This is a genomic window from Pseudomonas sp. S1(2024) (genome assembly GCF_046557535.1).
This window is the reverse complement of sequence record NZ_JBKGFP010000087.1, coordinates 46,452-66,900: the sequence shown is the minus strand read 5'-3', so window position 1 is coordinate 66,900 and position 20,449 is coordinate 46,452. Positions and strand designations below refer to the sequence as shown.

17 protein-coding genes, 6 tRNA genes and 1 pseudogene are annotated in these 20,449 nt (G+C 62.3%); 12 read left to right on the top strand and 12 right to left on the bottom strand.

What is annotated here, in order from left to right:
* Window positions 1–40: 40 nt before the first annotated feature.
* The 6 genes from clpB (at window position 41) to ACLCGK_RS24140 (ending at window position 3,481) form a co-directional block, all read left to right on the top strand.
* Window positions 41–2,605: an ATP-dependent chaperone ClpB gene (gene clpB / locus ACLCGK_RS24165; protein ID WP_015268858.1), complete on the top strand. Its 2,565-nt coding sequence runs from the start codon at window positions 41–43 to the stop codon at window positions 2,603–2,605.
* Window positions 2,606–3,036: 431 nt separating this feature from the next.
* Window positions 3,037–3,112, top strand: a tRNA-Asn gene (locus tag ACLCGK_RS24160).
* Window positions 3,113–3,116: 4 nt separating this feature from the next.
* Window positions 3,117–3,193: transfer RNA gene (locus tag ACLCGK_RS24155), tRNA-Pro, on the top strand.
* 6 nt (window positions 3,194–3,199) lie between these two features.
* A tRNA-Lys gene (locus tag ACLCGK_RS24150) sits at window positions 3,200–3,275 on the top strand.
* 47 nt (window positions 3,276–3,322) lie between these two features.
* Window positions 3,323–3,399: transfer RNA gene (locus ACLCGK_RS24145), tRNA-Pro, on the top strand.
* Between the two features lie 6 nt (window positions 3,400–3,405).
* Window positions 3,406–3,481: transfer RNA gene (locus ACLCGK_RS24140), tRNA-Lys, on the top strand.
* A 176-nt stretch (window positions 3,482–3,657) separates the two neighbouring features.
* Here the strand turns inward: ACLCGK_RS24140 and ACLCGK_RS24135 are convergent.
* The 4 genes from ACLCGK_RS24135 to ACLCGK_RS24120 form a co-directional block, all read right to left on the bottom strand.
* Window positions 3,658–4,953 (bottom strand): NAD(P)/FAD-dependent oxidoreductase, encoded by a 1,296-nt coding sequence (locus ACLCGK_RS24135; RefSeq protein ID WP_003260618.1) that lies wholly within the window; start codon window positions 4,951–4,953, stop codon window positions 3,658–3,660.
* An 84-nt stretch (window positions 4,954–5,037) separates the two neighbouring features.
* Window positions 5,038–5,211 carry a DUF3094 family protein gene (locus ACLCGK_RS24130; protein WP_013970765.1) on the bottom strand — a complete coding sequence of 58 codons (174 nt, stop codon included), beginning with the start codon at window positions 5,209–5,211 and terminating at the stop codon, window positions 5,038–5,040.
* Between the two features lie 133 nt (window positions 5,212–5,344).
* Window positions 5,345–5,974, bottom strand: a complete 630-nt coding sequence (locus ACLCGK_RS24125; protein WP_013970766.1) for a DUF1780 domain-containing protein — start codon at window positions 5,972–5,974, stop codon at window positions 5,345–5,347.
* Window positions 5,975–6,029: 55 nt separating this feature from the next.
* Window positions 6,030–6,461, bottom strand: coding sequence for a hypothetical protein (locus tag ACLCGK_RS24120; RefSeq protein WP_015268860.1), 432 nt, complete (start codon window positions 6,459–6,461; stop codon window positions 6,030–6,032).
* Window positions 6,462–6,547: 86 nt separating this feature from the next.
* On the opposite strand from ACLCGK_RS24120, the gene ACLCGK_RS24115 reads away from it, so the two are divergent.
* The gene (locus ACLCGK_RS24115) at window positions 6,548–7,255 is read left to right on the top strand and encodes an energy-coupling factor ABC transporter permease (protein ID WP_043935298.1); all 708 of its coding nucleotides are present in this window, start codon (window positions 6,548–6,550) and stop codon (window positions 7,253–7,255) included.
* Between the two features lie 237 nt (window positions 7,256–7,492).
* On the opposite strand, the gene yacG is transcribed toward ACLCGK_RS24115, so the two are convergent.
* The 4 genes from yacG to ACLCGK_RS24095 are packed head-to-tail and all read right to left on the bottom strand — an operon-like array spanning window position 7,493 to window position 10,390.
* Entirely contained in the window at window positions 7,493–7,693 is a 201-nt protein-coding gene (gene yacG / locus ACLCGK_RS24110; protein WP_003260624.1) for a DNA gyrase inhibitor YacG, read from the bottom strand.
* Window positions 7,690–8,313, bottom strand: coding sequence for a dephospho-CoA kinase (coaE, locus tag ACLCGK_RS24105; protein WP_023660627.1), 624 nt, complete (start codon window positions 8,311–8,313; stop codon window positions 7,690–7,692). Before coaE ends, yacG begins: the two co-directional genes overlap by 4 nt.
* The gene (locus ACLCGK_RS24100; RefSeq protein WP_410952068.1) at window positions 8,313–9,179 is read right to left on the bottom strand and encodes a prepilin peptidase; all 867 of its coding nucleotides are present in this window, start codon (window positions 9,177–9,179) and stop codon (window positions 8,313–8,315) included. Before ACLCGK_RS24100 ends, coaE begins: the two co-directional genes overlap by 1 nt.
* A 2-nt stretch (window positions 9,180–9,181) precedes the next feature.
* Window positions 9,182–10,390: a type II secretion system F family protein gene (locus ACLCGK_RS24095; RefSeq protein ID WP_410952067.1), complete on the bottom strand. Its 1,209-nt coding sequence runs from the start codon at window positions 10,388–10,390 to the stop codon at window positions 9,182–9,184.
* 215 nt (window positions 10,391–10,605) lie between these two features.
* On the opposite strand from ACLCGK_RS24095, the gene ACLCGK_RS24090 reads away from it, so the two are divergent.
* From ACLCGK_RS24090 to ACLCGK_RS24075, 4 genes and pseudogenes are all read left to right on the top strand, one after another.
* Window positions 10,606–11,016, top strand: a complete 411-nt coding sequence (locus ACLCGK_RS24090) for a pilin (RefSeq protein ID WP_075043667.1) — start codon at window positions 10,606–10,608, stop codon at window positions 11,014–11,016.
* Window positions 11,017–11,087: 71 nt separating this feature from the next.
* Window positions 11,088–11,163 (top strand) — tRNA-Thr (locus ACLCGK_RS24085).
* A 161-nt stretch (window positions 11,164–11,324) separates the two neighbouring features.
* Entirely contained in the window at window positions 11,325–12,647 is a 1,323-nt protein-coding gene (locus ACLCGK_RS24080; protein WP_410952066.1) for a tyrosine-type recombinase/integrase, read from the top strand.
* Window positions 12,648–13,543: 896 nt separating this feature from the next.
* A pseudogene (locus ACLCGK_RS24075) lies at window positions 13,544–13,657 on the top strand (integrase); the annotation flags it as partial.
* A gap of 724 nt (window positions 13,658–14,381) precedes the next feature.
* Here ACLCGK_RS24075 and ACLCGK_RS24070 read toward each other — a convergent pair.
* The gene (locus tag ACLCGK_RS24070; RefSeq protein ID WP_410952065.1) at window positions 14,382–15,920 is read right to left on the bottom strand and encodes an MFS transporter; all 1,539 of its coding nucleotides are present in this window, start codon (window positions 15,918–15,920) and stop codon (window positions 14,382–14,384) included.
* Window positions 15,921–16,029: 109 nt separating this feature from the next.
* On the opposite strand from ACLCGK_RS24070, the gene ACLCGK_RS24065 reads away from it, so the two are divergent.
* Entirely contained in the window at window positions 16,030–16,920 is an 891-nt protein-coding gene (locus ACLCGK_RS24065) for a LysR substrate-binding domain-containing protein (RefSeq protein ID WP_410952064.1), read from the top strand.
* A 185-nt stretch (window positions 16,921–17,105) separates the two neighbouring features.
* On the opposite strand, the gene ACLCGK_RS24060 is transcribed toward ACLCGK_RS24065, so the two are convergent.
* The 3 genes from ACLCGK_RS24060 to ACLCGK_RS24050 form a co-directional block, all read right to left on the bottom strand.
* A complete protein-coding gene (locus ACLCGK_RS24060; RefSeq protein ID WP_330142726.1) occupies window positions 17,106–18,359 on the bottom strand; it encodes an arsenic transporter in 1,254 nt (417 codons plus the stop codon).
* A gap of 76 nt (window positions 18,360–18,435) precedes the next feature.
* Window positions 18,436–19,698 (bottom strand): MFS transporter, encoded by a 1,263-nt coding sequence (locus tag ACLCGK_RS24055; protein WP_410952063.1) that lies wholly within the window; start codon window positions 19,696–19,698, stop codon window positions 18,436–18,438.
* 24 nt (window positions 19,699–19,722) lie between these two features.
* A complete protein-coding gene (locus ACLCGK_RS24050; protein WP_013970793.1) occupies window positions 19,723–20,406 on the bottom strand; it encodes a hypothetical protein in 684 nt (227 codons plus the stop codon).
* Window positions 20,407–20,449 lie beyond the last annotated feature (43 nt).

Below are 20,449 nucleotides of genomic sequence, written 5' to 3'. Positions count from 1 at the left end.
TCCATCGCTCCGACCTGCCCTTTAAAAGGAAGGTACCCCCATGCGAATAGACCGTTTGACCAGCAAGCTGCAGCTTGCGATATCCGATGCCCAATCCCTGGCGGTTGGCATGGATCACCCTGCCATCGAGCCGGTGCACCTGTTGCAGGCATTGCTCGAGCAGCAGGGCGGCTCGATCAAGCCGCTGCTGATGCAGGTAGGCTTCGACATCAACAGCCTGCGCCAGGCACTGGTGAAAGAACTCGACCAGCTGCCGAAAATCCAGAACCCCACCGGCGACGTAAACATGTCGCAGGACCTGGCGCGCCTGCTCAACCAGGCCGACCGCCTGGCCCAGCAGAAGGGCGACCAGTTCATTTCCAGCGAACTTGTGCTGCTGGCTGCCATGGACGAGAACAGCAAGCTCGGCAAGCTGTTGTTGAGCCAGGGCGTGAGCAAGAAGGCCCTGGAAAACGCCATCAACAACCTGCGCGGCGGTGCGGCGGTCAATGACGCCAACGCCGAGGAATCGCGCCAGGCGCTGGACAAGTACACCGTCGACCTGACCAAGCGTGCCGAAGAAGGCAAGCTGGACCCGGTGATTGGCCGTGACGACGAAATTCGCCGTACCGTACAGGTGCTGCAACGCCGTACCAAGAACAACCCGGTGCTGATCGGTGAGCCTGGCGTAGGTAAAACCGCCATCGCCGAAGGCCTGGCCCAGCGCATCATCAATGGTGAAGTGCCGGACGGCCTCAAGGGCAAGCGCCTGCTGGCGCTGGACATGGGCGCGCTGATTGCCGGTGCCAAGTACCGCGGCGAGTTCGAAGAACGCCTCAAAGGCCTGCTGAACGAGCTGTCCAAGCAGGAAGGCCAGATCATCCTGTTCATCGACGAACTGCACACCATGGTCGGCGCCGGCAAGGGCGAGGGCGCCATGGACGCCGGCAACATGCTCAAGCCGGCCCTGGCTCGTGGCGAGCTGCACTGCGTTGGCGCCACCACGCTGAACGAGTACCGCCAGTTCATCGAAAAAGATGCTGCCCTGGAGCGCCGCTTCCAGAAGGTGCTGGTCGAGGAGCCGAGCGAGGAAGACACCATCGCCATCCTGCGTGGCCTGAAAGAGCGCTATGAAGTGCACCACAAGGTGGCCATCACCGACGGCGCCATCATTGCTGCGGCCAAGCTCAGCCACCGCTACATCACCGACCGTCAGCTGCCGGACAAGGCCATTGACCTGATCGACGAAGCGGCCAGCCGCATCCGCATGGAGATCGACTCCAAGCCGGAAGTGCTCGACCGCCTCGACCGTCGCCTGATCCAGCTGAAGGTGGAGTCGCAGGCGCTGAAGAAGGAAGAAGACGAAGCGGCGAAAAAGCGCCTGGAGAAGCTGACCGAGGAAATCGACCGGTTGGAGCGTGAATACGCCGACCTGGAAGAAATCTGGGCCTCCGAGAAGGCTGAGGTGCAGGGCTCGGCGCAGATCCAGCAAAAGATCGAGCAGGCCCGCCAGGAGTTGGAAACTGCCCGTCGTAAAGGCGACCTCAGCCGCATGGCCGAGCTGCAGTACGGGGTGATCCCGGACTTGGAGCGTAGCCTGCAGATGGTCGACCAGCACGGCAAGACCGAAAACCAGTTGCTGCGCAATAAGGTCACCGAGGAAGAAATTGCCGAAGTGGTCTCGAAGTGGACCGGTATCCCGGTGGCCAAGATGCTCGAAGGCGAGCGTGAAAAGCTGCTGAAGATGGAAGAGCTGCTGCACCAGCGTGTGATCGGCCAGAACGAGGCGGTAACCGCCGTGGCCAACGCGGTGCGCCGTTCGCGTGCCGGGCTGTCCGACCCGAACCGGCCGAGTGGTTCGTTCCTGTTCCTCGGCCCGACCGGGGTGGGCAAGACCGAGCTGTGCAAGGCGCTGGCCGAGTTCCTGTTCGACACCGAAGAGGCAATGGTGCGCATCGACATGTCCGAGTTCATGGAGAAGCATTCCGTGGCTCGCCTGATCGGTGCCCCACCAGGCTATGTGGGGTATGAAGAGGGCGGTTACCTGACCGAGGCGGTACGGCGCAAGCCATACTCGGTGGTGCTGCTGGACGAGGTGGAGAAGGCCCACCCGGATGTGTTCAACGTGCTGCTGCAGGTGCTGGAAGACGGCCGCCTGACCGACAGCCACGGGCGCACCGTGGACTTCCGCAACACCGTGATCGTGATGACCTCCAACCTGGGCTCGGCGCAGATCCAGGAACTGGTGGGTGACCGCGAGGCACAGCGTGCGGCGGTGATGGATGCGGTGGGTTCGCACTTCCGTCCGGAATTCATCAACCGTATCGACGAAGTGGTGGTGTTCGAGCCACTGGGCCGCGAGCAGATTGCCGGCATTACCGAAATCCAGCTGGGCCGCCTGCGCAGCCGTCTGCTGGAGCGCGAACTGTCGCTGAGCCTGAGCCCGGAGGCATTGGACAAGCTGATTGCCGTGGGTTACGACCCGGTATACGGCGCACGGCCACTGAAGCGGGCGATCCAGCGCTGGATCGAAAACCCGTTGGCGCAGTTGATCCTGGCAGGCAAGTTCATGCCGGGGACGGCGATTACCGCCAAGGTGGAAGGCGACGAAATCGTCTTCGGCTGATCTGTTTCACCATGAGCCCCGCATCTGCGGGGCTTTTTTTGTCTGTATCTCCCAGGCCTCACACACATTCCGAGGACCGGTGCCGTACCTGTGGGAGCGGGCATGCCCGCGAAGGGGCCCTCACAGCCCCAGCAAATCCGGGCCTTTCCGGCCTTCTGGATAACTAGCTGAAATTTTTGAAATTTTTGCTTGCATCTAAAATCGGGTGCCCCTAATATACGCCGCGTTGTCAGGCACTAAGCGAATCACCAGCAACATCGGTGACCGCAAAACAACTTACAAATCAGTAAGTTGAATGAAAAAAAGTGGTTGACAAGCAAAACGAAGAATGTAGAATAGCCGGCCTCAGCAGCTGCAACGTGAAAGCGGATAGCCAAAGAGACCGAAGCTAACACAAGCTTCGAAGCTGTAAAGATGTACCGAAGTTCAGTTCCGCGATAGCTCAGTCGGTAGAGCAAATGACTGTTAATCATTGGGTCCCTGGTTCGAGTCCAGGTCGCGGAGCCAATCTCGGGGTGTAGCGCAGTCCGGTAGCGCGCCTGCTTTGGGAGCAGGATGTCAGGAGTTCGAATCCCCTCACCCCGACCATTTTCCGGGTCGTTAGCTCAGTTGGTAGAGCAGTTGGCTTTTAACCAATTGGTCGTAGGTTCGAATCCTACACGACCCACCATGTAAAAAGGGCATCTCAAGCGAGATGCCCTTTTTCTTTAAGTATCACGGGGTGTAGCGCAGTCCGGTAGCGCGCCTGCTTTGGGAGCAGGATGTCAGGAGTTCGAATCCCCTCACCCCGACCATTTTCCGGGTCGTTAGCTCAGTTGGTAGAGCAGTTGGCTTTTAACCAATTGGTCGTAGGTTCGAATCCTACACGACCCACCATGAAAAAAAGGGCATCTCGCATGAGATGCCCTTTTTTTTTGCCAGAATTTTGGGCCTGCGTTGCAGGCCATCGCGACACAAGGCCGCTCCTACAGCAAGCAGATATTGCGCGGTCGTTTGTAGGAGCGGCCTTGTGTCGCGAAAGGGGCGCAAAGCGCCCCCAGCAATCTTCAGTGTCAGTGCAACTTCAACCTAGGCTCGGTACCCCGGCCAATCTTGCTACCCAGCATCATCAACGCCGTACGGAAGAACCCGTACAACGCCATCTGGTGCATCCGGTACAGCGACACGTAGAACATCCGCGCCAGCCAGCCCTCCAGCTTCACGCTGCCCATCAGGTTACCCATCAGGTTGCCCACCGCCGAGAAGCGCGACAGCGACACCAGCGAGCCGTAGTCCTTGTACTCATAGGTCGGCAGCGCCTTGTTCTCCAGCCGCGCCTTCAAACTCTGCGCCAGCATCGAAGCCTGCTGGTGCGCCGCCTGGGCGCGTGGCGGCACGTTGCGGTCGCTACCCGGTTGCGGGCAGGCGGCGCAGTCACCGAAGGCAAAGATGTTGTCATCGCGCGTGGTTTGCAGGGTAGGGCGCACCACCAGCTGGTTGATGCGGTTGGTTTCCAGGCCATCGATGTCCTTGAGGAACGCCGGCGCACGGATACCAGCCGCCCACACTTTCAAACTGGCCTGGATCACTTCACCGTCTTTGGTTTTCAGGCCATCCTCGGTCACTTCACTGACGGCGGCATTGGTCATCACCTTCACCCCGAGCTTTTCCAGGGTCTTGTGCACCGGCACGCTGATGCGCTCTGGCAGCGCCGGCAGTACGCGCGGGCCGGCCTCGATAATGGTGATGTGCATGTCCTTGGGCTGGATGCGGTCCAGGCCATAGGCCGCCAGTTCGTGGGCCGCGTGATGCAGCTCGGCTGCCAGTTCCACACCGGTGGCACCGGCGCCGACAATGGCCACGCTGATCTTCTCGCTCGCCACGTCACCGGCATGGGCACGCAGGTAGTGGTTGAGCAACTGCTGGTGGAAACGCTCGGCCTGCTTGCGGGTGTCGAGGAACAGGCAGTGCTGCGCTGCGCCCAAGGTGCCGAAGTCGTTGGTGTTGGAACCCACGGCAATGACCAGGGTGTCGTAGCCCAAGGTGCGCGCAGGCAACAGCTCGCGGCCCTCTTCGTCGAGGGTGGCGGCCAGTTGAATCTGTTTGCCTTCACGGTCCAGGCCGCTCATGCGCCCCAGCTGGAAGTTGAAGTGGTTCCACTTGGCCTGGGCCACGTAGTTCAGTTCGTCTTCCGAGGAGTTCAGCGAGCCGGCGGCCACTTCGTGCAGCAGAGGCTTCCAGATGTGCGTGAGGTTGGCGTCGACCAGGGTGATCTCGGCCTGCTTGCGCTTGCCCAGGCTTTTACCCAGGCGGGTCGCCAGTTCCAGGCCGCCGGCGCCGCCGCCGACAATCACGATGCGATGAGTCATGGGGATATCTCATAAGGTTTACGGAATTCGTGGCCCCGGGGGCCGGCCGCAAACTGCACGAGGGGAGGGCGAGCGCGAAGCAGCTCATAGCACCAGTCCACTGAGCAGGCGGCTGATGAGACCCAACCCGATGGTCACGGCCACCACCAGCACAAGGAGCAGCCACGGCCGGAAGGGCCTGCGCTCGACTTGGTGCTGGGGGGCTCGCAGATACTCATCGACACGACGCTGATCTTCCGGATTCAGGCGGCTGGTCATGGTGGGGCCTCGTCAGGTAGACGTTTGGGACTGCGTAAACGCTACAGCGTTCACGCAAGCGCTTGAAACAAATGATAAGGCTTTCTATCTCTGGCGCCGAGTGTACGCCATCGCAAACACTCGCTGCAGTGGATCAAAGACTGATGCCCACGTCGAACACAATGCTGCGGCCCAGGTTGCCGCGCAGGAAGTCCGGCGCATCGGGGTGGGCGAACAGCACCCGGGCAAATGTCGGCCCGACCAGTGACAGCGAGCGCCAGCCCTGGCGCAGATATTCGGTGGGCGGCGGGAAATGGGTATTGAGGTCGAGCACTTCGCGCTTGAGGCTGGCGAAGGCAATGATATCCAGCTCGTTCAGTTCCAGCCCGCGTTCCCGGTAGTTGTGCGCCTTCTTGCGCAAGGTCGGCGCCAGCCGCCCCAGCAGCTCGGTGGCACTGATGCGCCGCGGGCGCGCTTCGCGGCGCACCAGTTGCGCCAGGGAAAACGCACTGCGCCGGCGCTGCAGTTCTTCGCGCCATTCATCGTTGAGCCGGCGGCCCTCGTCGAGCACGAAAAACACCTCGAACGCCGCGTCGCGGAACAGCACGTCTGGCGGTTCTTGCCCGGCCGGGGTGAAGTCCTCGCTGCGATAGGGGATGTTCAGCCCCTGCAACAGGCGTTGGCACACCCAACGCTCCCGCTCCCACTTGCGGGCGTTGGAGAGAAAGGCATTGGCTTGTTCCGCCTGGATGGTAAGCAGGCGCAGGTAGTCTGAGTCATCCATGCAGACAAGCTTAGCTGTTAATCGATGACGATAAGATGCTGTTTGTGCGCAGAAATCAGCCCAGTATTGGCCATTGCTGCACCACCCCAAGCAGGTGCACCAGGCCAAACCCCAGGCAGATCAGCGAACTGACCACGATGAAACGCCGCGAGCGCCCGGTACCCGCCAGCAATATCGGCCCCAGCAGGCCGCGCGCCAGGTACACCAAGGTGATCAGGCAGATGGCCGGCAGCAGCAAGGGCAACCGCCCGATGGCCCCGGCAGCTGACAGCGCATACCCCGACCAGGCCAGCAGCACGCAGGCGATGGCTGCGGTGATCAGCCCTGGGTACCAGCGGCCGTTTTCGGCGGCCACGGCCATGCGCTCGCCGGCCCCGAACAAACGGTACCAGCGCGGCCCGACGGCGATGATGACCAGGTGAAGTACGCCGATGATGGCGTTGAGCGCTGCTGCCAGCAGCAGGGCGAGGTTGATTCCTTCCGGCATGAGCAATGCTTCCTGCATTGAGTGAGGGTGCCAGCCTAGCGCAACCGAATGAAACGGAGAATGGGTGTAGACTCGGCTTTATCCACATGGCTGCAAGGGGCATTCGTCAGGTGATCAGCGCGCAGGTGTTGTCGGGCACCACCCTTACGCTTGGCTGGCTGGGATATGTGCCGTTGCTGATCTGGGCGGTCAGCCAGGTGCGCTGGGTTGAGCTGTTCACTGACCGGCGCCGCCAGCATCTGCTGTTTGGCACGGTGTTCTGCCTGTTTGCCTTGTGGTTGGTGCGGCGCGATTTCGATACCGGTGTGTCGTACCACTTCATAGGCATGACGGCGGTAACCCTGTTGCTGGACTGGCCACTGGCAGTGCTGGGCGGGTTCATGGCCCAGCTCGGTTTGCTGGTGCTGGGGCGTCAGGACCTGGCGGCGCTGGGGGTGAATGGCTTGTTGCTGGTTGGCCTGCCGGTGCTGATCGCCGAGGCGTGCGCGATAGGGGTCGAGCGCGCCCAGCCGCGGAACCTGTTTGTGTATATCTTCTGTTCAGGGTTCTTCCCGGCGGCACTGACCGTGCTGGCCTGCCTGTCGACCGCGCTGGGGCTGTTGTGGCTGGACGGGCGCTTCGCCATGCCGGAGTGGCTCAGCGATTTTGTCGGCTACCTGTGGCTGATGATGTTCCCCGAAGCGTTCATCAACGGCACGGTGATCAGCGCGCTGGTGGTGTTTTGCCCGGAGTGGCTGGAAACCTTCAACCGCACGCGGTATCTGCAGGCGCCGTGGAAGGAGGATGATCGATAACTAACCAGGCCACCGCAGCGGTGCGGTCCTTGCTTGTAGGAGCGGCCTTGTGTCGCGAAAGGGCTGCGGAGCAGCCCCGGCGAACTTTGGGTTAACGCTGAAATCGAGGGCCGCTTTGCGGCCCATCGCGACACAAGGCCGCTCCTACAGGTACCGCGCCAGTCTTGAAGCTTGTGGGGTTGCCTGTGGGAGCGGGCATGCCCGCGAAAAGGCCCGCACAGCCACTTGGCTATCGGATCAATGCCGCGGCTCCAAATCCCCCGAGTACAGCTCATCCTCGGACTCTTCCGCCCCCGGAATCTTGTGCTCCTCCGCCGCCCAGGCCCCCAGGTCGATCAGCTTGCAACGGTCCGAACAGAATGGCCGGAACGGGCTTTTCTCGTTCCATTCCACAGGTGCGCCACAGGTCGGGCAATCGACGGTCAACGGCTGGCTCATGGCTGGCCTCCTCGTAAAGTCAGGTAAAAGTGGTGCAGGCGGTCAATCTGCTCATGCAGCGCGGCCAGGTCGCCGTCATTGACCACCACATCATCGGCATGGCGCAGGCGCTCCTCGCGGGCCAGCTGGGCCTTGAGAATGGCCTGCACCTGCTCGGCGCTGGTGTTGTCACGCGCCAGGGTACGCGCCACCTGCAGCTCCTGCGGCGCATCGATCACCAGCACCCGTTGGGTTTTCTGGTGCTGGCCCGACTCGATCAGCAGCGGCGACACATACACCGCATACGGCGACTCCGCCTTGGCCAGGTAGCTGAAAATCTCCTGCCCGATCAGCGGGTGCAGCAATTGCTCCAGCCATTTGCGCTGCGCCGGGTCGGCGAATATCAGCTGGCGCAGTGCCGAACGATCGAGTTGGCCGTCCGCCTGCAGTACGCCGGCGCCAAAGCGCTCGACGATGCTGGCCAGGGCCGGGCGGCCAGGCTCGACCACCCAGCGCGCCGCCTGGTCGGCATCGACCAGGTGCACGCCAAGCTCGACGAAACGCTCGGCAGCGGCGCTCTTGCCGCTACCAATGCCGCCGGTAAGGCCGAGAATCCAGGGGGTAAAGGCCGCAGTGGTCATCAGAATCCAAGCAGGTTTGTGTATGAGGCGTATATTTCATCACCCCAGAGCACGGCAATCCACCCCGCAATCGCCAGATAGGGGCCAAACGGGATCGCCGTGCCCATGGCATGGCGGCGCAAGCGCAACAGGCACAGCCCAGCCAGCGCCCCGACCACTGACGACAACAGCAAGGTCAACGGCAACACCTGCCAGCCACCCCAGGCCCCGATCAGCGCCATCAGCTTGAAGTCGCCATAGCCCATGCCCTCCTTGCCGGTAACCAGCTTGAACACCCAGTACACCGTCCACAGGCTGAGGTACCCGGCCACCGCGCCCCACAGTGCGCTGGTCAGCGGAATGTAGAGGCCGAAGGCGTTGACGATCAGCCCCAGCCACAGCATCGGCAGCACCAGCGCATCCGGCAGCAACTGGTGCTCGGCATCGATCAGGCTCAGGGCCAGCAGGCACCAGGTCAGCGGCAGCGCCAGCAAGGCCTCGGGCGAAGCACCAAAGCGCCAGGCCACCACCAGCGACAGCAGCGCGCTGGCTAACTCCACCAATGGGTAGCGCGGGCTTATGCGGGTCTTGCAGGCTGAACAACGCCCGCGCAAGGCCAGGTAGCTGATGACCGGAATGTTCTCCCACGCGCGAATCCGATGCGCGCAATGCGGGCAGCGCGAGGCGGGTAGCCACAGGTCGAAACGCTCGTGCGGCGTGATCGGCAACTCCAGCATTTCCTGCGCCTCACGCTGCCATTGCCGCTCCAGCATGATCGGCAGGCGATACACCAGCACGTTGAGAAAACTGCCCACCAGTAGGCCGAGCACCGTGGCCAAGGTGAGAAAGTACGCCGGCTGCTCAGCCAGCAAAGTCCATAAAGTCATGTTCAGATCAAGCTACCCAACTGGAAGATCGGCAGGTACATCGCCACCACCAGGCCGCCCACCAGCAGGCCCAAGACCAGCACGATGGCCGGCTCCAGCAGGCTGGTCAACTGGTCCAGCGCCTGGCTGACCTGTTCCTCGTAATGGCTGGCGGCCTTTTCCAGCATCTGGTCCAGCGTGCCGCTGGATTCCCCGATGGCCGTCAGTTGCACCAGCAGCGGCGGAAACAGCGGCTCAGCGGCCATCGCCTGGTGCAGCCCCTGCCCATTGGCCATGCCCTGGCGCAGCCGCAACACCGCCTGCTCATGCAGGTCGCCGCCACTGACCCTGGCCACCGTGCCCAGTGCATCCAGCAACGGCACCCCGGCGGCGTAGGACGTTGCCAGGCTACGCGCAAACCGCGCCAGAGCCGCCTGCCCCAGCAGCGTGCCAAACACCGGCAAGCCCAGCACCCGGCGAGATATCCACAGGCGCGCTGGCGCGTGCTGCCGGTAGAGCTGGCGCATGGCAAAACCCAGCACCACGCCCATCACCAGCAACAGCGGCGCAAAGCGGCTCAGCCCTGTGGACAAGTCGATCACCCATTGGGTAAATGCCGGCAACGCCACGCCCATGCCAGAGAACATGCCCTCGAATTTCGGAATCACCTCCAGCAACAGGATCGCCGACACCCCCAACCCCGTCAGCAACAGCAGCAACGGGTAGATCATCGCCTTGCGCACCTTCTTGTGCAGCACCCGACGCTGCTCCAGCATGCCTGCCAGCTGTTCCAGCTGCCGGTCGAGCGTGCCGGACTGCTCACCGACGCGCACCAGGTTGCAGTACAGCGCATCGAACCACCCCGGGTGGCGCTGCAACGCATCCGCCAGCCCCAGGCCCGAGGCCACATCCTGTTTCAATCTATCCAGCAATGCCGCCTGCGCCGCATCACAGCCACTGCGCCCCATCACCTCGAACGCCTGCAGCAGCGGCACCCCGGCCTTGAGCAAGGTCGCCAACTGCCGGCTGAACCCCGACGGATCGGCCTTTGCCCGCCGTTTCGGCAAACTGAGCGTCAGCCCACCGGCAGGCCGCAAGCTGGCGACCTTGATACCCTGGCGGATCAGCCCGGCACGCACATAAGCCGGGCTGCGCCCGGACGTTTGCCCGCTGACCGGCGCGCCGTTGGCGTCGGTGCCGTGCCAGGTGTAGAGGAGTGTGGGTTGGGTCATGCAAGGTCCTTTTTCTGCCCGTGCGACAAGCCTGGAAACAGCTTGCCGCGCCCATGCAAGGGCGTGCTTCCGAGATGCTCACTAGAGTAGTTCAGCGAAGACGACGCCCGAGCGGGCAGGGGTGACAAAAGGTGTCTGTTCAGGCCTACTGCGCCGCTGCCAGCCGGGGTCGAGCCTGACCTCAACGAGTACGCGTATCAAAAAGGAAAACGTTCATGAAAGGGCAACGCGGTATCACCCTGATCGAACTGATGATCGTCGTCGCGATCATCGGCATTCTGGCGACCATCGCCTTACCGATGTACACCAACCACCAGTCACGCTCCAAGGCCGCGGCCGGGTTGCTGGAGATCAGCGCGCTGAAGACGGCGATGGACCTGCGGTTGAATGATGGGAAGGATGTGGCGGATGTGGCCGCGTTGGGTGGCCAGCCGGCGACGGCGCATTGTGCGATCACGGCTAGCGGCAAGGCGGCGGATGGCACTGGGAGCATCGTTTGCACGCTGGTGGATGCGCCGGCGACCGTGCTGGGCAAGGCACTGACCCTGACGCGTTCGGCTACCGGATGGGCGTGTACGACCAACATCGAGGAAGACCTGGCGCCGAAGGGGTGCAAGGCGCCTTGAGGGGGGGGCAATAAACTAGCGGAAACAGGGGTTTGCGTAACGGGTGCGAGCAGTGGTACGTTGCGCTACACGCCGGTGTAGCTCAGTCGGTAGAGCAGCGCACTCGTAACGCGAAGGTCGCAGGTTCGATTCCTGTCTCCGGCACCAGTTCAGGTTCCAGTGAAGGCTACCAAAATCTCTGGAACCCCCGTAAAACCCGCCTTCTGGCGGGTTTTTTCGTTATGGCGTTCCGTCGGATTCCGACAGCTGCCAGCCGATTTAGGGGTAACGTTTGGGATAAAGTCGATTCGATAAAGGGGTTTACCCTTATGGCTCGTACTACTGCTCCCCTGACCGACACCGCATGCCGCTCGGCCAAGCCTACTGACCGCCCCTACAAGCTTTTCGACGGTGACGGTCTTTACCTCCTCGTTTACCCCAATGGCCGCAAAGGCTGGCGCTTCCGGTATGTGAAACCGGATGGGCGAGAGGGGCTGACCTCGTTTGGCAACTACCCCGTCATCGGGCTCGCAGATGCTCGGCAGAAGCGTCTGGAGACTAAGCGGATGCTGGCTGAAGGCATTGATCCGATTGCGTCCAAGCAACAGGCCAAGGCCGAGGCGGTTGTCAGAGGCCACACATTCGAGCGCGTTGCCTTGGACTGGCATAAGGAAATGTCCGTGAAGTGGGCGCCTGGCCATGCGAGGACCGTGCTGAGTCGTTTGAAGACTCACGTTTTCCCGCTGCTCGGCGCACGCGCCGTCGTTGATCTGGATACCTTTGACCTCATGCAGCCGCTTGAGGCGATAAAGAAGCGCGGCACGATTGATGTGGCTTTGAGGGTACAAAACTACCTGCAGAGCATCATGCGTGAGGCGAAGAGGCTACGGCTGATCACGGTGAACCCGGCATATGACCTTGAGGGCTTCATCAGCGCGCCACGGGTTACGCATCGGCCAGCACTCCCGCTGTCACGCCTGCCTGAGTTGATGGACCGCATCGAGAACTACAAAGGGCGCACGCTCACTCGGCTGACAGTCATGCTGTCGCTGCATGTGTTCGTACGCTCCAGCGAAATGCGCTTCGCACGTTGGAGTGAGTTCGACCTGAAGCGCGGCATATGGGAGATACCGGATACGCGACCTGCGTTGGACGGCGTACCGTATTCGACCAGAGGAACGAAGATGGCGGGAGACATCCATCTTGTCCCTCTGTCACCGCAAGCGGTGGCGTTGCTCGAACAGATTCATGCGATCACGGGGTATTTCGATCTGGTGTTCACCAGTGACGCTCGCTCGTGGAAGCCTATGTCCGAGAACACGGTCAACAGCGCTTTGCGGAACATGGGCTACGACACCAAGACCGAAATCTGCGGGCATGGCTTCCGGTCCATGGCGTGCAGTGCCTTGGTCGAATCCGGGCTGTGGTCAGAGACGGCTATTGAGCGGCAGATGAGCCATAGGGAGCGCAACAACGTTCGGGCGGCGTATATCCACAAGGCCGAGTTTCTGGAGGAACGGCGAATGATCATGAGTTGGTGGAGCCGCTACCTCGAAGCGAATCGGCAGGAGCATATCTCGCCGCATGAGTTCGCGAATCAGACCGGGGCAAACGTATCGAGCCTTAGAGCAAGGCGTGGCGCAGTCGAGTGAGCGCACGGCTTTGAAAGTTCGGTGATCCGCTTTCCATGCGGGTCCATCCAAACAGGGCTGCAAAGCCGCCCTGTTTGGATGGACCTCACCAAAAATATCAAAAACACCAAATCGGCCACTGGAAACCACGGGATTCCGTACACGCCCCATGCCATTTTCAACCACAAAATCCTGCAGGCGAGTCGCTTGACCCCCTCGGATTGCGGGCGTAGAAAAGACAGTGCAAAGGCTGTCGTTGACAGCACCCCAGGTGACCCGAGCCTTCAAGGTCACGCCGCTCTCGCGGTGGTTCTCCCCAAGGGCGATTCGCATCCGGCAGCTCGCCCGGTCACTACCCATGTGATGGATGCTCTTACACCTATGGCGCTCGTGCGCCAGACACACCGTACCTCGCTGCCCTGCAGCAACCTATCCGCTTGACCGAATATTGCGCCAACCTGTGCCCGTCTCTTTCTTCTGGAAAGAGACGGGCACTTCTACCACTGCTGCAGCCCTGATCGCACAAGGCTTTGCGGCATTCCCCCTCGTGACAATCGGCGTGACAAACGCCGATGTCACCAGCAACAGCCATGTAGATGATGGTGCCGCAGACCAGGGAATGGACTGCACCTGATTGACAGTCAGGCATGCCCCGGTCATCGCAGTGCTGCTTGCACATGGCTCAGGATCTTCAGGCACTGGTCTCGTCAGCCAATGCTGCCTCCACCCGCCCACCGGTAACGGTGCTCAGGAGGCCAGATCATGAGATGCCCTTGCTCCCGGTCGTAAGGAGCCGCCAGTCCCGCGTAGTGGACACTCCCCACAGGTCGCAGGGGCCTTGATCCCTGATAACACTCAGCATTCTTGGCGGGATGACGTGGGGCGAGGATCAGAGAACAGGCGATGAGGTGATCGACATGGCATTGGTAGGTAGGCGGGATGGCCGCAATTTCGGATACGGCAGGCAATTGAGCTACGCAGGGCCGCAGGCGCTGAAAGACATGTTCGGCGGCGGCCACTACGGCACGGTCAGCCGTTTGGCCAGTGAGCAGTGTGGGAAGGTGATGGAGCGAAACGGCCAGGACCCTGTTGGTTAGGCAGGATCATTGATGAGCGGCGGGCCAGATATCACCATTGCGGCTGGCCCTCTGCTCAAGGCCGCCTGGTGGTTTATTACTGTCGGGTACGGTTATGGGGCTGCTGCGCAGCCCATCGCAGGCAAGCCAGCTCCTACAGGGACCGCGCTAGTCCCTCCAGCACGACGAAATGCTGGACTGCGAACACAACCTCCACCTGAGTTTTCGCAACACTGCCGGTATCCACCAGGCGATCCGGATCATCAGCCGTTTGGCCAGTGAGCAGTGTGGGAAGGTGATGGAGCGAAACGGGCAGGACCCTGTTAGTTAGGCAGGATCATTGATGAGCGGCGGGCCGGATATCACGCTTGCGGCTGGCCTTCTGCTAATGGCCTTCTGGTGGTGTATTCCTGTCGGGTAGGGTTATGGGGCTGCTGCGCAGCCCATCGCAGGCAAGCCAGCTCCTACAGGGACCGCGCTAGTCCCTCCAGCACGGCGAAATGCTGGAGTGCGAACACAACCTCCACCTGAGCTTTCGCAACACGGCCGGTATCCATCAGGCGATCCGGATCATCAGCCGTTTGGCCAGTGAGCGGTGTGGGAAGGTCATGGAGCGAAGCGGCCAGGCCCCTGAGCGTTAGGCAAGATCCCGTTGTTGCGTGTAATCGCCATGCCGTCGTCAGCCCCGCACCGAATCGGAGGCTGGCAGGCTGCTGTGAGGCGCTTTGGCACGCCTTGCCTGCTCGTCTTGACCAAGCAAGAAGAACGCCGCTCCAGCCGACAACACGGTGAATCCGATCAGCACCAGAACCAAGGTGCCGAAGCCGTCCAGATACGCAGCCTGCAGCAGCAACGGATCGACGCCCTGAACCTGGCCCAGGTCGCCCATCACCAGGCGCTGCGCCAGTTCGCTGTAATCGCCGGCAGGCAGTACGCGCCCAAGACTGTTACCTACCAACGCGGTGAGCAGGGCGATGGTGATCGCCAGGGCGACACCTTCGCCCGCTACCCGGGTGGTGTTGAAGATGCCGGCGGCCATGCCTGCCTGCTCTTTGGGGATCACGCTAACCGCCAGCCCGTCCATCAGGCCCCAAGGGAAACCGGTGCCGATACCAATCACCAGCATTGCCAGCACCAGTTGCTGGTAATCGCCAATAGCGGCATGGGCCAACAGGTACAACCCCGCAGCCGCCACCAGGAAGCCTGCAGCCGACAGCACGCCAGCACTTACCCAGCGGGTCAACCAGGCGGCCAGCAGCGGGACCACCAGCATCGGCGCCGACAGTGCCAGCATGATCAGGCCGCTTTGCATCGGGGCGATGCCTTCTACGCCGATCAAGCGAAACGGAAGCAGTACGATCAGCACGATGTAGCAATAACAGGTGCCGATCGGCAGAATCTGCACCCCGACAAAGCGCGGGTATTTCAGCAGGCTCAGCTCGAGCATCGGCTGCCTGGCGCGCAGCTCGATGGTCACGAACGCCAGCAAGCTCAGTGCCGCGCCGCCGAACAGGCCCAGGATCAGCGGGGAGCGCCAGCCGGCCTGCGGCCCCAGGATGATCGCAGTGGTAAACAGTGCGAGCATGCTCGAGAAGGCAAGCACACCGGGCAGGTCCAGCTTGGGCGCTTCGGGGTTGAAACTTTCGCGCATCCGTGACAACGCTGCCAGCAGCGAGATCGCAGCAAGGGCCGCGGTGCTGACGAAGATCGAGCGCCAGCCGAACTGTTCGATCAGCAGGCCGCTGACCATCGGCCCGAACGCCAGGCCCAGCCCGAACGTGGTGCCAAGCAGGCTGAACGCGCGCGTGCGGGCCTGGTCCTCGAACTCTTGGGCCAAGGCGGCGGAACCGCTGGCCAGGGCAGCGGCGGCGGCAACGCCCTGCACCGCCCGCAGGGCATCAAGCCAGACAATGCTGTAGACGCTCGCCAGCAGGATGCTGACGATGACGAACAGGGCCAGGCCCAGCGTGAACAGGCGCTTTCGCCCGTAAATGTCCGACAGGGTTCCGGCTGCCATCAGCAGGCTGCCGAAACTGAGCATGAAGGCGTTGGTGATCCAGGTAAGCGAGGACGGCTCGGCATCGAAGGCCTTGCCGATGGCAGGCGTGGCCACGGCGCCACCGGTGAAACTCAGCGGCAGCACCAGGGCGGCCAGGCAGATGGCTGCCAGAACATGGTAACGGCCCGCGTGCGGGGTGTGATCAGTAGCCTGATCCATTGCGCTATCCCTCCTGTTGTAGCTCCGTGTGCGTTAAATCTATAGTGGCCGCAATGCTGGATAAACAGGCTGGAACTCCACTCATAATGGACAAAAGGGAAGTAATGCCATGGAAAGCCTGAACGGCATCCTCGCCTTCGTGAAAACCGCCGAGTCGTTGAGCTTTGTCAGCGCGGCGCGGGCGATGGGTATTTCCGCATCGGCGGTTGGCAAGAACGTTGCCCGCCTGGAGAGTTCGTTGAAGGTGCGGCTGTTCCAGCGCAGTACGCGCAAGGTCAGCCTGACGGCGGAAGGCCAGCTGTTCTATGAGCGCTGCCGGCGTATCCTCGACGACCTCCAGGATGCGGAGGCCATGCTGTCCCATGCGATACAGGCCCCGCGTGGTCGCTTGCGGGTCAGCCTCCCGACCATCGGCTACCGTTTTCTGCTGCCGTTGATGCCGGCTTTTCGCAAGGCATACCCTGAAATCGAACTGGAAATGGACTTCAACGACCACTTGGTCGACCTGATCGACGATGGCTTCGATGTGGTGATCCGCAGTGGTGGGCTAGCCGATTCAAAATTGATGTCGCGCAAGCTCGGGCCGTTCCGCTTTGTCATGTGCGCAGCGCCTACCTACCTGGCACGCAAGGGGCGGCCCCAGACGCTAGCCGACCTGGAGCGACACGACTGCCTGCGCTATCGCTTTGTCACGACCGGCAAGATCATGGACTGGAGCCTCGGCGCCGATCCCGAGATTACCCAGTTGCGCTTACCCACGGTGCTGACGCTGAACAACATGGAGGCAATGCTGATGGCTGCGGTGGACGGCCATGGTATCGCCTACATGCCGGACTTTCTGGTACGTGAATCGGTCAGGACTGGCGCCTTGGAAAGCCTGCTTGATGCGCATACCTCCGACCAGGGCCAGTTCTGGGCGCTGTGGCAATCGAGCCGCCACCTGTCGCCGAAGATCCGTGTGTTCGTCGACTTCATCGCCGAGCGTTTGTTCAAGGCGTAAATTGCCCGGCGCCTCCCACGCTCTCCACAACACATAACTCATTGAGTTGGCAGTGACCTAGTGGGCGCGGGCGTGTCGAGGCATCGAACCGCCGCGAACACCGGCGCAGCCGGTGCCAGGCACCGCGTTGGATTCTTCGCGGGCACGCCCGCTCCCACACGGTACGCGGACCGCTTGCGAGCGCTTCACAAATGAAGCAACCCCAACGCCCCGATCAAGGCAGGCGGCATTACCAGCGCCCCCAGGCGCAGGAAGTCCAAGGCACCGACGTGTTCGCCTTCACGGCGAACGGCAACCAGCCAGAGCAAAGTGGCCAGGGAGCCGGTAATCGACAGGTTCGGCCCGAGGTCGACGCCAATCAGCAGCGCCGCAGTGGTTCTCGCGGGTAAATCGACAATATGGCCAACGGAGCCTGCGATCAGGCCGGTCGGCAGATTGTTCATCAGGTTGCCGGCGATAGCCGCGACCACGCCGGCGCCCCAGCTCGCCTGGTGCTCGGAGCTGCGCGCCAGCGCGGCCAAGCCATGGGCCAGGTGCTCGATCACACCCGTCTGTGCCACCGCTTCCACCAGCACGAACAGGCCCGCGACCAACGGCAGTACGCCCCATGCCACACCTTTGAGCACCGGCATCGGGTTGCGCCGCTGGCGCAGGTGGATCAGCCCGGCCGTGGCGATGCCGGCGCAGAAGGTGGGCAAGCCGAGCTGCCGGTCCAGGGCGGAGGTCAGCAGCAACAGGGCGCCTGTCAGCACGATACCCAGCGCGCACAAGCGTGCACCGCTGGACAGCGGTTGCATGTCGATAGTCGTTGCCAGGGGCTGGCGTATCTGTTTGCGTTGGGCCAGCCGCAGCACCAGGTAGGTCAGGCCGATGGCCGCAAGCGACGGCAAGGTGAACTGCCGCAGCCAATCCAGCAACGGCGGCATCTGGCTGCCGAACACTACCAGGTTGGCCGGGTTGGAAATGGGCAGCACAAAACTGGCGGCATTGGCGATGAAGGCACAGATGAACAGATAGGGCAGCGGCTCGGCCTTGGCCGCCCTGCATGCGGCATACACTGCTGGGGTAAGCACCACAGCCGTGGCATCGTTGGAGAGGAACACCGTTACCAGTACCCCCACCAGGAATACCAGGTCGAACAGGCGCTGGCCGGAGCCCCGGGCATGCTGCACCGCGTACATGGCCAGCCAGTCGAACAGCCCTTCCTGGCGTGCCAGTTCGGCCAGCACCATCATACCGATCAGAAACAGGTAAACATCGCCACCCTCGGCGACAGCGCCGAGGGCCGTGGGTAGTGGCACCAGGCCAAACGCGGTCAGCAATACAGCGGCGCCGACTGCCCAGACATATTCCGGCACCCGCCAGGGGCGCAGGATTACCCCACCGGTCGCAACGGCGGCGACGGCCCAGATGAGCGAGGATGGATCAAATACAGGCATGCAGTTTACTCAGGTGAATGAATGAGTTGGCGCGGCTTGGCCGGGTGCCAGCCTTTGGTGGATGGCGTGCAGCACGCTATATCGTGTCAACGTTATTTGGCTGAGCTGGCAATTGCCGGCTTGGGTGTTCCTTCCTAAGGCCTGTCTGATAGGTGAGTAGCCCGATTGCAGCCACGATACCCAGAACGACGAAGGCTGTGCCATAGCCGAAATGTTGCGCGATCCAGCCGGCAAGTGCGTGGCTCATGGCCGCGCCTATTCCCTGTATCGTCATCACTGCACCAAGCCCTGCATTGATGTGCCCAGTGCCGCGCAGGATGGAAGCGACAAGCCCTGGCAAGGCGACACCCAGCAGGCCTGCCCCGATTCCATCAAGGGCCTGTACCGGAATCAGGGCCCAAGGGGACTCCCAGCAACCGGCGATCAGCCCGCGCAAGGGCAAGGCCAGGAGGGCGGCAAGGATCAGTGCCCGATACCCGTGCCGAGAGGCATGCCGCCCGGCCCAAAGCGCGACGGGAATCATGACCAGCTGCGCCACGATGACGGTGGATGCCGTGAACACGCTGGGGTCGGCCAGCCCACGCGTGACAACCGACTGTGCCAGCAAGGGCAGCATCGCGGCATTGCCAAGGTGGAACAGCAGCATGGTGATCGCGAGCAGGCCCAGCTCGCGCGAGTGCGTCAAAACCCGCACCAGGGAAGGCGAGGGGCTGCTACCTTGCGCAGGCTGGTTGCCAGTGAGGTCACCACCGCGGGCACGCTCATGATCGATGTCATGTGGATCGATCTTGCGCAAGCAGGCAAGGGCCGCGCACGCCATCAGGGCCATCAGGACGAATACGGCTGACAGCCCCCAGCGGTAGCCTGCCAGCCCGGCCAAGGCAGCCGCTACCACGTTGCCGGCATGGTTCCAGGCTTCGTTGATGCCTAGCTGCCGAGACAAGTCTTTTTGATCAACGATGCCCAAGGTGATGCCCATGATGCCGGCGCCCATCAACGCACCCACAACACCCGTCACCACTTGAGAGGCGACGGCGACGCCGAACGTTGGCGCCGTCCATAGCGCTGCCGTGGCGAGAATGAGTGCAATGGCGCCGCTTGCCAGAAGCAGTCGCTTGTGGCGCGAGGCGTCGATCCACGCGCCCATCGGCGTGGTCGCCAACATGCCTGCGATGCCGCCAGCGGCCATCACGTAGCCAATGTCATCGGCTCGCCAGCCGTGGCTGGCCAGAAACACACCGAGGAAGGGGCCCAGGCCGTCACGGACATCGGCCAGGAAGAAGTTGAGGCCGGACAGCCAGCGCCGTGAGCTGGCATGCGCCGGAGTTATGAAAGGCATTGCCGGGTGCATAGAGGCATTCCCTTATGGCGCGCGGTCATAGAGCGGCTGCAGGGTGGATAACGTGGTGCCCATGCTGACCGCTTCCAAAGCGGTGCCAAAGGCATTGCGCGTGCCCAGCCCGGATGCTGCGAACGGTGCGCCCGTCTGCACGGAAATACGCAGGCTCTCTGACGGGAAACGTACGATGCTGCCATCGCTCAGGATGACGCCGTTGGCCTCGCCCCGTGGGCCAGTGAGCACGGTCTCCACCTGGCCTTCCACCTGTTGCGGCTGCAAACGCTGGGCGCGCAGGTGTGGCGGCAGGGCTCGGCCTTCGCCGACCGGTGGCGGCTGGTCGTACACGGTGCGCCCGCTGTCGGCGTGGATGATGGCGTCGGCTTTGACCGTGCCTCGCGTTTCCGCCCGCCCGATGATGCGGACGGCGTCCCCCACTTTGACCGTGGCTGTGAGCGCATCGGCCATATGCGGTGGAAACTTTGCAATGGTCCCGTCGCTCAGGCGCAGCCCGTCGACCTCACCATAGGGATTGATGAGCATCCGTTGCACCTGGCCTTCCACCACGTACTGGCTCACCAGGCCAGGTGTTTCCACACCCTGATGCGGTGTTGGAGGCAGATGGGCGGCGGCGGGCGGCATGGCATGCGCGCTGAGGCTACCCAGGCCAATTGCCAGTGCAAGAGATGTGGCGATGAAATACCTGGACATTGGAGAAGCTCTTTTGGGTGGGAACACCCAACCTGTAGCGCAA

Excerpts from the sequence above, each read along its gene's own strand:
- ACLCGK_RS24120 (WP_015268860.1), bottom strand. The coding sequence starts at position 6,461 with ATGCCGGAAGGAATCAACCTCGCCCTGCTGCTGGCAGCAGCGCTCAAC.
- ACLCGK_RS24060 (WP_330142726.1), bottom strand. The coding sequence starts at position 18,359 with ATGCCTGTATTTGATCCATCCTCGCTCATCTGGGCCGTCGCCGCCGTT.
- ACLCGK_RS24095 (WP_410952067.1), bottom strand. The coding sequence starts at position 10,390 with ATGACCCAACCCACACTCCTCTACACCTGGCACGGCACCGACGCCAAC.
- ACLCGK_RS24115 (WP_043935298.1), top strand. The coding sequence starts at position 6,548 with ATGGCTGCAAGGGGCATTCGTCAGGTGATCAGCGCGCAGGTGTTGTCG.
- coaE (WP_023660627.1), bottom strand. The coding sequence starts at position 8,313 with ATGACCACTGCGGCCTTTACCCCCTGGATTCTCGGCCTTACCGGCGGC.
- ACLCGK_RS24050 (WP_013970793.1), bottom strand. The coding sequence starts at position 20,406 with ATGTCCAGGTATTTCATCGCCACATCTCTTGCACTGGCAATTGGCCTG.
- ACLCGK_RS24070 (WP_410952065.1), bottom strand. The coding sequence starts at position 15,920 with ATGGATCAGGCTACTGATCACACCCCGCACGCGGGCCGTTACCATGTT.
- ACLCGK_RS24130 (WP_013970765.1), bottom strand. The coding sequence starts at position 5,211 with ATGACCAGCCGCCTGAATCCGGAAGATCAGCGTCGTGTCGATGAGTAT.
- ACLCGK_RS24100 (WP_410952068.1), bottom strand. The coding sequence starts at position 9,179 with ATGACTTTATGGACTTTGCTGGCTGAGCAGCCGGCGTACTTTCTCACC.
- ACLCGK_RS24125 (WP_013970766.1), bottom strand. The coding sequence starts at position 5,974 with ATGGATGACTCAGACTACCTGCGCCTGCTTACCATCCAGGCGGAACAA.
- ACLCGK_RS24080 (WP_410952066.1), top strand. The coding sequence starts at position 11,325 with ATGGCTCGTACTACTGCTCCCCTGACCGACACCGCATGCCGCTCGGCC.
- yacG (WP_003260624.1), bottom strand. The coding sequence starts at position 7,693 with ATGAGCCAGCCGTTGACCGTCGATTGCCCGACCTGTGGCGCACCTGTG.
- clpB (WP_015268858.1), top strand. The coding sequence starts at position 41 with ATGCGAATAGACCGTTTGACCAGCAAGCTGCAGCTTGCGATATCCGAT.
- ACLCGK_RS24055 (WP_410952063.1), bottom strand. The coding sequence starts at position 19,698 with ATGCCTTTCATAACTCCGGCGCATGCCAGCTCACGGCGCTGGCTGTCC.
- ACLCGK_RS24135 (WP_003260618.1), bottom strand. The coding sequence starts at position 4,953 with ATGACTCATCGCATCGTGATTGTCGGCGGCGGCGCCGGCGGCCTGGAA.
- ACLCGK_RS24090 (WP_075043667.1), top strand. The coding sequence starts at position 10,606 with ATGAAAGGGCAACGCGGTATCACCCTGATCGAACTGATGATCGTCGTC.
- ACLCGK_RS24065 (WP_410952064.1), top strand. The coding sequence starts at position 16,030 with ATGGAAAGCCTGAACGGCATCCTCGCCTTCGTGAAAACCGCCGAGTCG.